This window comes from Halostagnicola kamekurae (assembly GCF_900116205.1).
Classification (GTDB): Archaea; Halobacteriota; Halobacteria; order Halobacteriales; family Natrialbaceae; genus Halostagnicola; species Halostagnicola kamekurae.
In genome coordinates this window covers 315,114-329,437 of the sequence record NZ_FOZS01000004.1, presented here as the reverse complement: position 1 = coordinate 329,437, position 14,324 = coordinate 315,114, and the positions used below count along the sequence as shown (strand labels likewise).

Annotated in this window: 13 protein-coding genes; 4 read left to right on the top strand and 9 right to left on the bottom strand. The window is 60.4% G+C overall.

The annotated features are described in order from the left end of the window. Positions 1-195 precede the first annotated feature (195 nt). The 3 genes from BM348_RS17750 to BM348_RS17740 form a co-directional block, all read right to left on the bottom strand. Positions 196-1,032 carry a ParA family protein gene (locus BM348_RS17750; RefSeq protein ID WP_092906967.1) on the bottom strand — a complete coding sequence of 279 codons (837 nt, stop codon included), beginning with the start codon at positions 1,030-1,032 and terminating at the stop codon, positions 196-198. 68 nt (positions 1,033-1,100) lie between these two features. After that, a complete protein-coding gene (locus BM348_RS17745; protein WP_175507241.1) occupies positions 1,101-2,609 on the bottom strand; it encodes an amidase in 1,509 nt (502 codons plus the stop codon). Between the two features lie 201 nt (positions 2,610-2,810). After that, entirely contained in the window at positions 2,811-2,993 is a 183-nt protein-coding gene (locus BM348_RS17740) for a hypothetical protein (protein WP_092905765.1), read from the bottom strand. Between the two features lie 784 nt (positions 2,994-3,777). Here BM348_RS17740 and BM348_RS17735 point away from each other — a divergent pair. Further along, entirely contained in the window at positions 3,778-4,581 is an 804-nt protein-coding gene (locus tag BM348_RS17735) for an alpha/beta fold hydrolase (protein ID WP_092906965.1), read from the top strand. A gap of 361 nt (positions 4,582-4,942) precedes the next feature. Here BM348_RS17735 and BM348_RS17730 read toward each other — a convergent pair whose 3' ends face one another. The 5 genes from BM348_RS17730 to BM348_RS17710 all read right to left on the bottom strand — a co-directional run bounded on the left by BM348_RS17730 (position 4,943) and on the right by BM348_RS17710 (position 10,634). Further along, the gene (locus BM348_RS17730) at positions 4,943-6,457 is read right to left on the bottom strand and encodes an MATE family efflux transporter (protein ID WP_092906963.1); all 1,515 of its coding nucleotides are present in this window, start codon (positions 6,455-6,457) and stop codon (positions 4,943-4,945) included. A 198-nt stretch (positions 6,458-6,655) separates the two neighbouring features. After that, positions 6,656-7,969, bottom strand: a complete 1,314-nt coding sequence (locus BM348_RS17725) for an aryl-sulfate sulfotransferase (protein WP_092906961.1) — start codon at positions 7,967-7,969, stop codon at positions 6,656-6,658. A gap of 79 nt (positions 7,970-8,048) precedes the next feature. Then, positions 8,049-9,014: a lysylphosphatidylglycerol synthase transmembrane domain-containing protein gene (locus BM348_RS17720; RefSeq protein WP_092906959.1), complete on the bottom strand. Its 966-nt coding sequence runs from the start codon at positions 9,012-9,014 to the stop codon at positions 8,049-8,051. Next, entirely contained in the window at positions 9,011-9,691 is a 681-nt protein-coding gene (locus tag BM348_RS17715) for a PHP domain-containing protein (RefSeq protein WP_092906957.1), read from the bottom strand. Before BM348_RS17715 ends, BM348_RS17720 begins: the two co-directional genes overlap by 4 nt. A 28-nt stretch (positions 9,692-9,719) precedes the next feature. After that, positions 9,720-10,634, bottom strand: coding sequence for a decaprenyl-phosphate phosphoribosyltransferase (locus BM348_RS17710; RefSeq protein WP_092906955.1), 915 nt, complete (start codon positions 10,632-10,634; stop codon positions 9,720-9,722). Positions 10,635-10,921: 287 nt separating this feature from the next. On the opposite strand from BM348_RS17710, the gene BM348_RS17705 reads away from it, so the two are divergent. The 3 genes from BM348_RS17705 (at position 10,922) to BM348_RS17695 (ending at position 13,952) form a co-directional block, all read left to right on the top strand. Next, entirely contained in the window at positions 10,922-12,013 is a 1,092-nt protein-coding gene (locus tag BM348_RS17705) for an NAD-dependent epimerase/dehydratase family protein (protein ID WP_092906953.1), read from the top strand. A 27-nt stretch (positions 12,014-12,040) separates the two neighbouring features. Further along, positions 12,041-13,399, top strand: a complete 1,359-nt coding sequence (locus BM348_RS17700) for a DolP-mannose mannosyltransferase (RefSeq protein WP_092906951.1) — start codon at positions 12,041-12,043, stop codon at positions 13,397-13,399. Positions 13,400-13,496: 97 nt separating this feature from the next. Then, complete coding sequence (locus tag BM348_RS17695) at positions 13,497-13,952, top strand: hypothetical protein (RefSeq protein WP_092906949.1); 456 nt, start codon at positions 13,497-13,499, stop codon at positions 13,950-13,952. 68 nt (positions 13,953-14,020) lie between these two features. Here the strand turns inward: BM348_RS17695 and BM348_RS17690 are convergent, their stop codons facing one another. Then, complete coding sequence (locus tag BM348_RS17690; RefSeq protein ID WP_092906947.1) at positions 14,021-14,293, bottom strand: HalOD1 output domain-containing protein; 273 nt, start codon at positions 14,291-14,293, stop codon at positions 14,021-14,023. Between the last annotated feature and the right edge of the window lie 31 nt (positions 14,294-14,324).

The following is a 14,324-nucleotide window of genomic DNA, read 5'->3' as shown; positions in this document are numbered from 1 at the left end:
TTTACTCAACCGCTCGTCGACTCTTTTTGAAGCGCATCGTTCTCATCTCCTCCTAGCCATCGTATTGTAGCAAAAATAATAGTATTTGAATACTCTAAGAAGAATATCTATTTGCGGTAGTGACAACTACCGTATCTATCGATCACTCCTCGAAGGTGTCAATACAGTGCGAGATGAGAGAACGTCGTCAACCGGTTAGTTCGGATTCTTTAGCGTCGTCGCGATGTCCGCGGCGAGTTTCGAAATCGATTCCACGACGTTTCGTTCGTTCGGTTCTAGCTGACGATACTCCTCGTTTTGCTCGAAATCGAGGAAACTCGAGCAGGCGACTCGAGCGTCTTCGAACAGCGACGGACAGTCCGCAATCGAACTATCCATCGACGGCAGATCTGGAGGTGTGTCGCCCCTGTCGCCGGTTTCTCCTGGTTCGACGCCCGTCGCAACCGTCCCGAGCGGTACGACGTCGATTGACTCGAGGGCGTTCTGGACGTCCTCGAACCCGGCGGTCACGGCTTCGGGATCGCCACCTGCCTCGTACGGCAGTAGCACCCTGTTGGCGGCGTATATCCCGTTGTACGCGTGTTGATCCGTTCCGGACCCGGCGTCGACCAGTATTATATCATATTCGTAGAATGCTTTCGAATCGGAGATGACGCGGTGGAGTTGTTCCGATCGCGGGTACTCGTAGTTTCGGCTGGACGCGGAAATTTCGGCCAGCATCGCGTTCTGATCGAGCGTGTTCTCGAGGTCTGCGAGGTGCTCGTGGGTCGGCACGAGATCGACGCCCGGTTCGACGGGCTCTGCGAGTTCTTCGAACGGGTCGTCGTTCTCTTCGATCAGGTGAGTGACGACGTTTTCGTCCGATTCGCCGCCCGGTTCGACCCCGAAGTACTCGGACACCCCGTCGCCGGGTGGCGTAAAGTCGACGACGAGAACCCGATCGTCCCGTTCGGCGTGCGCTCGAGCGAGTCCCGCGATGAGAGCGGTCGTCTGTGGCCCGCGTTCGGGGGACCAGACGGAGTAAGCGTACATGTATGCGTGTAGATGGCTCGGGACTCAAAAACGCTATCCAATTCGGAACCACGGGAGCGATGTCGCGCTTACTCCGACAGCGGTGATGCGGTCTCCGGGGTCCGACGGTGCTCCGTCTCTCGTTCGAACGAGTAGGCCAGTTCCAGTAGCGTCGGCTCGTCGAACGGCCGTCCGAGCAGTTCGAGTCCGACCGGGAGGCCGTCGTCGGTGAACCCCGCTGGGACTGAGACCGCACTACAGAGCGACTGGGAGGCGATGATCGTGTTCGTTGCGAACGTCATCGTTTCGTACTTTCCGTCCCGAATCTCCTCGGCCGTCGGCGGCACGACCTGCACGTCCGGATAGACGATCGCGTCGAGGTCGTGAGCGGCGAAGACGTTCAAGATCTCCTGTTGGAAGTCGTGCTGAGCGTTTCGGCGTTTCCAGTACTCAAGGTGGTCCGAGAGGTCGTCCGGCCCGTCTTCGGCGAAACCGATAAAGAGATCGAGTAGTTCGTGATACTGTCCGTTCTCGTAGAGTTCGTCGACGGAATCGGCCGGGCCGTCTCGGTCGGCGAGAAATTCGTTGAGATCTCGCTTGGACTGAAGAATGTACAGCATCGTCTCGCCGAGATACTCCTCGAGCCGCGGAATCTCTACCGGATCGACCACTTCCGCGCCGACGTTTTCGATCGTCGTGATAGCCCGCTCAGTTACCTCGTTGACCGGCGCAGCGTCCGGGTTCTCGTCGTCGCCGAACCCGTCCCGGAGGACGCCGACTCGAGCGCCGCGGAGGCCGTCGGCACGGAGGGCGTTCGTATACGACCCGCCGGTCTGTGCGAGTTCGGTCTTTCCCGTCAGTTCGTCGTGCTCGTCGTAGTCGACGAGCACGTCGAGCATCTTGGCCGCATCGCGGACCGTCCGGGTCATCGGCCCGGCGGTATCCTGCTGTGAGACCAGCGGACTCACCCCCGCACGGCTGATCAGTCCGGGCGTTACGCGAACGCCGACGAGGTTGTCGAACGACGCGGGGACGCGAATCGAGCCACCGCAGTCGGTTCCGATGCCGACCGTCGCCAGGTTCGCGGCGACGGCCGCGCCTGTTCCGCTGCTCGAGCCGCCGGGATCGCGCTCCGGGTCGTAGGGGTTTTTCGTCCGCCCCGTCAGCGAGGAGAAGCCGAACCACGACGTGGCCCAGTCGGGCATGGTCGTCTTCCCCAGAATAATCGCTCCTGCGTCCTGCAGGCGCTGGGTTACGCCCGATTCTGCCTCAGGGTAGTAGTCCTCGAATGCGACCGAGCCGTACGACGTCGGGAGATCGGTCGTCTCGATGTGGTCTTTGACGACCACCGGAACCCCGTGTAGCGGGCCGACGAACGTTCCCGACTCGGCGAACTCGTCGTCGAGTTCCGCCGCTCGTTCCCTCGCGTTTTCGTTGTAAGTGACGATCGAATTGAGTTCCGGGCCGTTCCGATCGTAGCTCTCGATGCGCTCTTCGTACCGCTCGATTAGGTCTTCGCTGGTGAGCGTTCCCGCTTCGAATGCTCGATGGATCTGCCCGATCGTTATTTCCTCAATGGGGGAGGTCGTGGTGCCCATACGCTCTCTTGGACTTCGAGAACGATAGCTCTGGGCTATCACAGGCACGTTGTTTGGTATTTGATACCCTCCCCGCGCTGAAGCGCGAGGTTTCGCGCCTGTTCATCTCATAAATTCGCAGATGTAGTTACCGTGTGTGCTGCGGCCGAGAAGCAGTGCAATGACGGACAGGATCGTGAAGCAACGGTAAGTAGAGGTGGTCTATCTATCGATGAGTTGTAGGATGACAAAAATAACGAGAGTGAGCGGAAGAATATACATGAGGAGAAGAGCAATGAACCCGATGGCCATATTAATTGCGCCACCACCACCAGAGCCTGTCTGTATGTAGATGAGGACAACAAACCAGAGAGTTGCCACCTGAATAATCCGAGTATCGTCCATAGCATAACATTAGCCGTTTCTATGTAATCATTTTCGATAAGTACGCACACGTAGTTACCGAAACTTCGTTCTTCATTGCAGTCGGTTGTGGAAACGGGCCGACGACCGACCCGGAGAGGAGTGATTTTCATCAACGTTTTTCTCTACGCTCCCTCGCTCGGCAAAACGTTGACACAGGAACTAAGCGCCGAAGAAACTGATTGCACCGTGGGGTTACTGTTTGTTCCTCGAGTGGATAGAGAGGGTATCGTATATATCGAACCGATGTCTGCAGATTGGGGGCCTCTGACGACTCTGTCTTTCGCCAAGGGCGCTAAAAGCGCACTGAAAAACAGATTCTATTTAAGTGCTTCTCGTCACAAGGTATAGATACGGCAAGGGGCGTTCTCCTAAATCTTTACTTTCGAGAGTCACAACCCGGTCAATCAGGGAGAGTTGCATTGGGTTGTCTGTAGATGCGGCAGGGGGGTGTCATAGAACGGTTCGCATACCCACTCTGTGACCAGCCGACGAACGGTAAGTACGGGTGAAGGCGTTACCGGAGCGGCGACTCGATCTCGGCTGAATATCAGCAGTGTCCTGAATAAGGCCCAGAGAACCTATTTAGCAACTGGTCGTTTTCTCAAATACGTATCTAAGCAGAAGTGGAATCATCTGGTGAGTTTCTATAATTATAAGATACAACCGAACATAGCAAGAAAAACCGTCTACGAAAAACATCAAACATCCAAGAGAGTTGGGTAGGTGTTTATATACTCACATGTGGGACTGAACTCTGGTCAATATGAGCCGAATACAAGTTGAAGAGGGAGTAGAGCTGTTCGTTCAGGACTGGGGATCAGGTACTCCGATTGTGTTTATTCACGGGTGGCCGCTGAGCCACAGGATGTTCGAATATCAGTACATCCAACTCCCGAGGGAGGGCATTCGGTGCATCGGTATTGATCTCCGTGGCTATGGACGGTCAAGTAAACCGTGGAGTGAATACGACTTCGACATGTTCGCTGACGATCTTAAGAGGATTCTCGATGAACTCGACGTCGATGATGTAACACTTGCGGGGTTTTCGATGGGTGGGGGAGTCGTCACACGATATATGAGCCGTCATAACGAAGAACATGTTGCAAAATTGGCCCTGCTCGGTGCTGCGAGCCCCGTCCTGGCTAAGAAACCCGACTTTCCGGAAGGTGTTGATGAAGCCGCATTCATGGATCTTGCCGAGGGGTGCTATGAGGACCGGGCGAAGATCAGCAGTGACTTCGCCGATTCGATGTTTCACTCCGCACCCAGTCCCGAACTGAAAGATTGGCTCCAAAACATGAGCATGGAATCGTCGCCGCAGGCCATGGCCGATTCGATCGAAGCTGTCGGCGAGATGGATCTCCGTTCTGACCTCGCAGACATCTCTGTTCCGACGCTCATCTGTCACGGTGTCCACGATCAAGCCTGTCCGTTCGACTTGACGGCAGAGAAGCTCCACAACGGAATCGAAAACACGGAACTCGTTAGTTTCGAGGAGAGTAGCCATGCACTCTTCTACGAGGAAAAAGAGAAGCTCAACCAAGAACTGACTGAATTTAGTAAATAAAATTAAATCAAAAATCATAGGAATAAAAATCCGTCGTATTTTATTACCGGCGTAACCCTACCAATCTGCCGTTAACAGGGCTGTGAGAGATACGCACCCTCTATTCAACATGATCCACATAATACATTCATAATTTGATGGAAATCACAGCAGTAAGTACGCACGTGTGGTTAACGGCTAACTCATCTCAATTGGTTCGAAAAACACCATAGAATTGTTCTATGATACTCTCAGCACTTGTTGCGGACGAGATCTCTCGGTGCTCGAGTGACCGTCGGCGCTGGCGAGGCCAACCGCGCGCTCGTGCACGCATATCCTGACTGCCTACTCGCCGTGAGGCAGTCCTTGTACTCACCTATCGTCAGTCGTCGGCCGGGGCCGCGTCCGGACGATAACTTCGACTGATGGCCTTCCACTTGCCGCTCGAGAACCGGTAGTAGTTGATCAGCGCCGGCGTGAGCGTCTCGGCGAAGAAAGTGAGATAGAGGCCGGTGAGTCCTAGCGCCGGTATCGTCCCGCCAGGGATGGTAACCCCGAGCAACGGAATCGGGCCGATAGTCGGGATCGTGACGGCAGTCGCGCCGAGGTACGCCACCGGAATCGACAGGCCGAACATGCCGAGCAGTTGGCTGTAGAACGGCCATCGCGTGTCGCCGCTGCCGTTGAGCGCGCCGGCTGCGGCCGTGTGGATCCCCTTGAAGACGATGGCGCCACAGGCCGCTCGGATGAGCGCGACCGTCGTCGGCACCGACAGCTCGCTCGGATCGTCGGTGAACGCGAGCGTGATCGGTTCGGCGAGCGCGAAGACGATGACCGCGGCGACCATGTAGACCGCCGCCGAGAAGTAGACGATCTCACGACCGTACCGCTCTGCGGTGTGCTCGTCGCCCGTCCCGAGGTGCTGGCCGACCAGACTCGAGGCGGCGAGACCGAAGCCCCAGCCGGGCGTGTTCATCAGGCCCCAGATCCGGCGGGCGATGACGTAGGCGGCGACGGTGTCCTGTCCGAAGATGTCGACGATGGCGAGCATCGGGAACTCGGCGACGGTCCAGACGAGTTTCGATCCCAGCACGGGGAGGCCGATCGTCGTCAGGTCCCAGATCGTCTCGCCGTCGAGGTACGTCCCGACGGGGCTGATGGAGACGTCGAACGAGCCGAGTCCCGGGAGTCGTCCCGCGACAAGCCCGATGCCGAACGCGCTCGTCACGACGACGTTCGCGAGAACGGTTCCGAGCGCAGCGCCGTCGACGCCCATATCGAACCCGAATATGAGCACCGAGTTGAGGACGATGTTCGCGACGGCGCCGCCCGCCCTGATGACCATCGGCGTCCACGAGTCGTCCATGCCGACGAAGGTGCGACTACCGATCAGGTTCAACCCGGCGAACGGGATCCCGAGCGCGACGATCTGCAGGTAGTCTGCACCGTAGCCGATGGCCTCCTGATTGTCGCTGATCAGCGAGATGAGCTCGACGGGAAACGCCCAGAACAGGGCCGCGACCGGGATCGTAACTGCCAGCACGCAGACGACGCTCGAGCGGACAGCCTGCCCCATCTGGTCGAAGCGGTCGGCCCCGTAGCGCTGTGAAACGAGCGCGATCGTTCCGCCCGCGACGCCGCCGCCCAGCGCGAACGCGAGCCCCCAGTAGGGCGCGGCGAAGCCGACCCCCGCGATAGCACCCGATCCGACGGCGACGCCGACCATCGCGACGTCGACCGCGTTTTTCGACATCCGTGCGAGGCCGGTGACGATCCGCGGCCACGCGAGATCGGCCGTGCGGCGCGCCCGCTCGCGGTCGATCAGACCGAGGTGGGCGAGCGCGAGACCGATCCACAGGATGAGTTGTCGGAACGGGTTCGGAATGCGTCGTGTCAAACGAATCTGTCGCGCCTAGCCGGCCACCTAAAAAAGACGTTCGCGACGCGGCAGGGAAGCCCGGTTCCGGTTCGACACCATACGACATGGTGCCGCGCGGGAGTGGACGGTCTGGTCCGGAGATTGACACGAAGCATGGAGGCGAATCCCGTTCAGACTGCTCGAGACACTAACTGCGCGTATCGAGACAGGAGGCAATCAGATCCGCTTATATCGCACCCTCACTTTCCGCCAGCCAATAACGCTCCCTTCGACACAGAGCCATAGCATCCCCAGGGCGATACCGACGACGTGGAGTATTTGCGGGAGGTGCATCCACGTCGGAAAGACGTACTGCGCCATGGCTTCCCCCCGCAGAATCGTCGACTCGACTGGACCGGGTTCGTCGTCGACCTCGGTCAGTTCGCTCCCCGGCGGGACGTCCGATCGTTCGCCGACTCCGATGCGGTCGGCCTCGTACGCCAACGGGATAACCTCCCCGGCGGCATCGTCGAACTCCCAGACGATCTCACCGTCTGGGTCGATCTCGAGGACGCGATTGTTCCGCGAATCGGTGATGAGCGTGTTGCCGTTGGGCAGTCGGTCGGCGTCACGAGGCCACTGGAGAGGGTCGTGGTCAGGACCGGTATAGCGCCAAATCTCCTCGCTGTCCTCGAGGTCGAGTTCGACGATCCGGTTGTTTCGGCTGTCGGCGACGACCATCGTGCCTTCGGCTTCGATGCGGTGGGGGTTGTGCTGTTCGTCCAGCACGCTTTTGTTCCCCGGCTCGCCGATTACGTCGACGATTTCGTCGGTCTCCGGATCGACTTCGATCACCGAGTCGAAGTTACGGATGCTCATCTGGAAGTTGCCGTTTTCCAGACGGTCGATGTCGTTCATGTGCGTCCAGTCGTCGTGTTCGCCGTCCCGCTCGTGACCGCCGTACTCCTCGTAGAACGGCGTCCCGGGCGTCAAATGATTCTCGGCGTGCCACTCCCAGGTGATCTCACCGTCGCGGTCGACCGTAAACGAGCGGTCGTTTCCCATGTCGATGATCGCCGTCTCGCCGTTCTCGAGGCGTTCGAAGTCGTGTACCTCCTGGTAGTCGATGAAGTCGTCGTACCAGTCGTATTCCCAGACGACCTCCTTCGATTCCTTGTCGATTTCGACGACGCGGTTGTGCACGCAGTGGTCGTCGTACTCCTCGTACTCCAGGTACTCCTCGTCGCACGCTTCAGCGGGTGTCTTGACGGCGACCGCCGCGAGCACCCGCTCGGGATCGATCTGTTCGACGCCGAACACGCGCGAGTCAGGGATCGACCACTCCCAGACGACGTCGCCGTCCGGCGCCAGTTCGACGACTCGCCCGTCATCCGTATAGGAGTGGACGCCCACGAGCGTGTTTCCAGGGTAGCGGCCGTCTTCGTTGACGACGGTCGGCTCGCGATCGATGACAAGCGCCTGAACGCCGAGCGATGCGACCAGAAGGACGACGGCAACGGCGGCGATGGTGACGCGGGTACGCTGGTTCATGGACTCTCGATTGGTTCAGTTGGCTCGCTCTCGGCCGATTTGGTTGGTTTACTTCCTGCTGGTTCGGCTGAGTTCCCCCTCATCGCGTCCCCTTGTACGTGAGGAATGCGGCTGTTCCGAGTGCGGCGGCGTACCAGAGCGTTCCCACGCGGATCACGATCGTGGCGGCGGCCGCGACGGTCTCGGGGTATCCGATCGAGAGCAAGACGCCGACCATCGACGCCTCCGTCGCCGCGAGTCCACCGGGGAGCATCGACACCGCGCCGACGACCGACCCGAAGCCGAAGACGAACAGGCCGATCACGACGCCGGCGTCGACGCCGAACCCGGCGAGTACCAGCCAGAACGCGACGCCCTCGAGTCCCCACGCGACGAGACTCAGCAGCGTCGAGACGACCAACGGGCGAAACTGGAACAGGCTGTAGGCGCTCTCGTAGAACTGCTCGAGTTCGGCCGCGTACTCGCCGACGACGGGGGCCGACTCGAGCCGTCCGAGAAGCGCCAAACAGCCCCGTCGCCACTGGAGCAGACCGATCCCGACCATGAGAGAGCCGAAGAGGGCGATCACGGCGAACGTCGAGCGGCTGTAAACCAGGACGCCGAGCGCGGCCAACGCACTCAACGCGATGAGATCGGTGATGCGCTCTGCGCCCACGACGGAGGTGGTCTTGCTCGCGGGGACGTCGCGCGTGTCCCGGAGGAACCACGCCTTCCAGACCTCGCCGGCTTTCCCCGGCGTGACGACCATCATCAGCCCGCTGAAGAAGGTGATAGCGCTCGCCTCGAGCGGGACGTTCACGTCGAGGCGTCGGAGGTAGTAGTGCCACTTGGCGAATCGAAAGCCGTACCCGACTGTCGTGAGACCGATGACGATTGCGAACGTGCTCCAGTCCACCGCGGCCAGCGCGCTCGTCACGCTGTCGATGTCCGCGTACGCGGCCAGGGCGAAGAAGACGACGACCGAGAGCAACGCCGTCAGCCAGACGCCGTGATCCCGGACGACGGTCCAGCCGCGATCGACGATCGCCTTCGAGCTCTCCGTCACGGTGATCGCCCCGGTTTGAGGTCGGCGACGAGACGACCGGAAACGGTGCGGAACTGATGTATTTTTGTCGCGATGTGACCCGAAAGGTACCGGCCGCGGCCGCCGGGTCGAACGCGACCCTCGACTACGGCGTTGACCAGCGACCCGTCTCCCTCGACGACGGCGTACGCGCGACCGACCTCCATCGGGAAGTGGGCGTCGCTCCCTCCCGTCGTCGGCAAGTCGTGGGCGGCCGCGAAGGCCGTCGCGCGCTCGTTGAACCGGCGGCGAACGCAGCGGGAGTTTACCGCTTCGACCGCGTCGATGGCGTCTGCGAGTTCGTCGAGGTTCGTCACGTAGGACTGGCGCATCGCGTCGAACGGATGCGAGAGGACGGCGATTCCCCCCTGATCGTGAACGTGGTCGACGACGGTCAGCGGGTCGGTCTGGGGCGGGGGTTCGGTCACCTCGAGTGCCAAAAGATGCCCCTCGGTCGTCGTGACCTCGACTCCTGCGATCACGTCCAGCGACGACGGCGCGGCGTCCCGAACGGCGTCGACGTTGGCGAGCGTATCGTGGTCGGTAACCGCGATACCGTCGAGGCCGGCCTCGACCGCCGCCGCACCGACGCGCTCTGGCGGCGTGCTCGAGCAGGGCGAAGCGTCCGTGTGGACCTGTAGATCGTATCGACGGGTCATGTGGGTGGTAGACTCTATGTGTTACGTATCAGGCGAATAGTTCGACGAGCACGATCGGGACGTCGTACAGAATCCCGACGACGACGAGACCCCAGACGAGGAGATTGAGAAAGAACGGGCGGTCGGCGAAGAGGAACTTCGGATCGCCGCCGAGATCGCGCGTGTGGGCGAGATAGTGGTACCTGAACGCCGCGAAGAAAGCGAACGGCAAGGTGGCCATCATCCAGACGCCGCTGCCGAAGAACGTGTACAGCGAGTAGGAAACGAGCAGCGCAGTCAGCACGACGACGAGGAACTGGTCGAGTATCTCCTCGGTGTAGTCGGCGAGAATCGACCGCGATGCGGACGGATCGTCGTTCACGACCAGTTCGTGGCGGCGCTTGCCGAACGCGAGCATCAGCGCTCCGAGGAAGGTGCAGACGACGAGCCAGGGACTCAGTGAGACGTCGATTGCGACCACGCCGGCGATGGCCCGCAACACGAACCCGACGGCGATCACCATCACGTCGACGAGGACGACCTGCTTCAGAAACACGGAGTAAAGCGCGTTCTGCGCGAGGTACGCGAGGACGATCAGGAGAAAAAGCGGTCCGAGGACGACAGAAAGGGAGATACCGCCGACGAACAACACCGCCGCGAACGTCACAGCGACGGCGATCGGCACTTGCCCGCTTGCGATGGGACGATGTTTCTTCTGCGGATGTTTGCGGTCCTCCTCGAGATCGGCGATGTCGTTACCGATGTACGTCGCGCCCGCGATGGCACAGAAGGCGACGATCCCGACGGTGACGTCCGTAACGGCGACCGGATCGAAGAGGCGTCCCGAGAAAACGAGCCCCAGCAGCAGGATGCCCTGTTTGTACCACTGCCAGGGACGGATCTCCTTGGCCAATCCCGAAACGGTCACTGCGACCCGGCGATGAGTGGTGTATGCTCGGGCCATCGATCGGTCTCACTCCGACATATAGTGGCAAAAAAACCCGGCTTATCCGAAATCCGTTCCAGCCCGTAATATCCGACTACCGATGAAACGGTCAGTTGAGCGCACGATATGTGTTGATGAAACGGTCAGACGAACGTACGATACGCATCGCTCGATTCGGCCATCCTACTCGCGCGGTATCGTAATAACTCCTTTTCGTTAGCCGACGGCCGATACTGCTGGTTAGACAGGTGTTACTCGGCGATACACTATTCACCCGTCGTCTCGAGAAATAGTTCGATACCGCAATGAGCGAGAGTGAACGCGACGACGGTACCGCCGCCGGTTCCCTGCTCGTGACGGGGGGAACCGGATTCCTCGGTCTCCACGCGTGCCAGTACTTCCGGGATCAAGGGTGGGACGTTACCGCGTTCGATCTGAAGCCCTTCGAGGCGGACGACGACGCGGACGGAATCGATTACGTCGAGGGAGACGTGCGAAGCGAAAGCTCCGTGGCCGACGCCCTCGAGCGCAGCGACGCCACGGCCGTTGTCCACGCCGCGGCCGCGCTCCCGCTGTGGGACGCAGACCGCATCCGAGAGACGACCATCGACGGGACGCGAAACGTGCTCTGGGCGGCGAAAGAAGCCGGCGTCGAACGGGTCTGTTACGTCTCTTCGACCGCGGTGTACGGGACCCACGACACGCATCCCATCACCGAGCGGTCGCCGCTCGAGGGGGTCGGTCCCTACGGCGAGGCCAAGATACAGGCCGAGAAGGTGTGCGAAGACTTCCGGCGCATGGGGCTGTGCGTCCCCATCCTTCGTCCGAAAACGTTCATCGGGCCGAAACGGCTCGGCGTGTTTCAGGTGTTGTTCGACTGGATCGAAGACGGCGCGAACGTCCCGCTCGTCGGGTGGGGAAACAACCGGTACCAACTGTTGCACGTCCACGACCTCCTCACCGCGATCGACCTGCTGCTCACCGCCGACGAGGCGGCGGCCAACGACACGTTCAACGTCGGCACGGATGAGTTCACGACCATGAAAGCGGATTTTCAGGCGCCAATCGATTACGCGGATACGGGCAAGCGCACAATCGGAACGCCGGCCTTCCTCACGGTTGCAGTCCTGCGCGTCCTGGATCGCCTGAACCTCTCTCCGCTCTACCCATGGGTCTACGAGACAGCCCACGAGGACTCCTACGTCTCGGTCGAGAAACTGAAAGGGCTCGGCTGGGAGCCGACGTACTCCAATCGAGAGGCGCTCGTGGAGACGTACGACTGGTACTTAGAGCACGACGCGTCGGACGAAGCGGCAGACGAAACCGGCCTCGATCACCGCGTCGCGTGGGATCAGGGAGCACTCACCATCGCGAAGAAAGTCTCCCAGCGAATCTGACGAGTCGGTCCCGACGAATTCCCAACTATGTCGCCGCGTTCACTCTCCGAGATCCACGCCCGTTGGCTCGTCGTCCTCGGTCCGATAGTCGCGGTCCTGTTCGCTATCGCGTCCGTCCGCTACGTACAGACCAGGTGGCCCACGCTCGCAACGGATCCGGCGTTCTTCCAGCACACGGGCTGGTACATCGTTCACGGCGGCGTTCCATACGTCGACGTCTGGGATGTGAACCCGCCCGTTCCATTCGCCATTACGGCCGTGCTCGCCGTCCTCTCCGGCGGGGACATGCTCGTCCTCCATGGTCTGAGCACCGCACTCACGGTGCTCGTCGCGGCCTCGAGCGTCCTGCTCGTGGGCTGGACTGCGTATCTCGTGACCGAAGAGCACGTTGCGGCGATCGCCGCCGGCCTCGCGATGCTGATCGTTCCGGAACTCGTCGTCCTCTCTCTGGAAGGGGTCAGAGCGCAGTTCTACGCGCTGTTTTTCGGATCGCTCGCGCTCGTACTCGTCCTCCGCGACCGCCCATTTCTCGCGGGGGTCGCCGCGGCGCTCTCCGCCGGATCGTGGCAGTCGGGGGCCGTCTTCGCGCCACTGATCGTCGGGATGGCCTATCAGCGATACGGCGGACGAGCCGCGGTCAGGGCCATCGCGGGCGGTGGCGTCGTGACCGGGATCGTCGTCGTCGTATTCGCGGCCGCGGGGGCTTTCGTTCCCATGGTCGTCCAGTCGATCGTCGCGCCGCTGCGCGCCGGCGGACCGTATACTCTGGCCGAACGCGTCTACTCGATATTGCTGGTGTTCGGCTACGGAGCGGTGATCTTTCCTGTGGCGCTCTACGGCTGGGGCCGGGCAGCCGTCCGCGATTTGGACTCGCGCTGGTGGATACCGGTCGGAGGCGTGATTCTCACCCTGCAGGTACTGTTCGTCGATCTCGACGGCTCGACGGATGCGTTCCTGTTGCTTTCGTTCATCGCACTGGGAGTTGCGGTCACCGTAGAGCGCGTAATCGCGCTGCGCACAGAGTCGACAGACGATCGCCGTGACGATATTTCCCGAACGAACAACAGTCTGTTGGCGAGTGTCGTCATCGTATTGCTCGTCGGTGTGCTCGTTCTCGGCGGAGTCGTCTGGCACCTCGATTCGCCGCCACCGAAACCGACGCTGCAAACGAATCAACAGCAGGCCGAACCACCCGGGGAGGACCTCCCGATAACCCCCGCGGACGGAAACGCCCCCTCCATGCAAACCATCTACTGGGAACAGCTCAAGCCAGATACCTGTCACTATCGATTGAGCTGGAACGAAATCCGGTGGGTCGCAATGACCGACGACCGGTTGGATGCACGCCAATGCGACGGCTGGCCGAGTCGGACCGAGCGGAGCTGATCGACAAATCGGATGCCGAAATCGAAACACATCGGTGAATCAGAGAGACAAGCACCGTGATAGAAACCATCAAATCTCTGTCGAACGAACTCGTAGTATGTCACTCGATGTCGATATCCCCGAACCACCGACGCTCGACAGTCCACCGTCTCCGGGCGACTACGACGCCGTCGTCGAACCGGACGAACGGGTCGGCGATAGTACCCCTCGCGAAGCGTTAGCGACGTTCCTCCAGGAGGGTGCCTGGGAAACCGGATTCGACGAATGGCAGGATCAGACGTATATGGAAGTGGATGAATTCCAGTTCGTACGTGAGCTTGGACTGATCGATGCGTTCGATTTCTACTGGAATGTGGCCGCGGAAGACGTCGGGTACCGGGCACCCGCCGTCCCCGAGGATTTGCCAGCACCATACGATGACAGATTCGATCGGGGGGAGATCCAAGGTATCGAAGAGGAGCTAAACGAACTCGGCCGGACGGTTAGTGACGTTCTGGAAACGGACTATATTCACCGTAGCGGTGAGGAATTCGGGTTCTTTAGCGATTACTGATCGGGGTAGCTCGGTCTCTCACTCGGTCCGATAGCCGCACGAAGCGATAGAACGTGAATGCGTCTCTCTCAACAGCTCAATCCGTGGGCGTCGGGGTCGGGGGTCGTCGCCGTCTCGTCGACGTGAATCCGCCCGGAGGAATCGATGCGAACGAAGTAGCCGTTGTACGTGAACTCGAGGCTCGGTTTGACCTGACCGTCGCGGGTCGAGCGATAGAGTGAGTCGAGCGCGTCCGTGTCGATAACGTTGTACATCGGCGGCGTCAGTTCAGAAGAGGGTACCCCTTCACGAGCTGCGATTTTCTCGGCGACTCGAACGCTCATCAGTTCTTCGCGTGTCATATACTTCGCTGCCACGTTCCGTTATATAAAC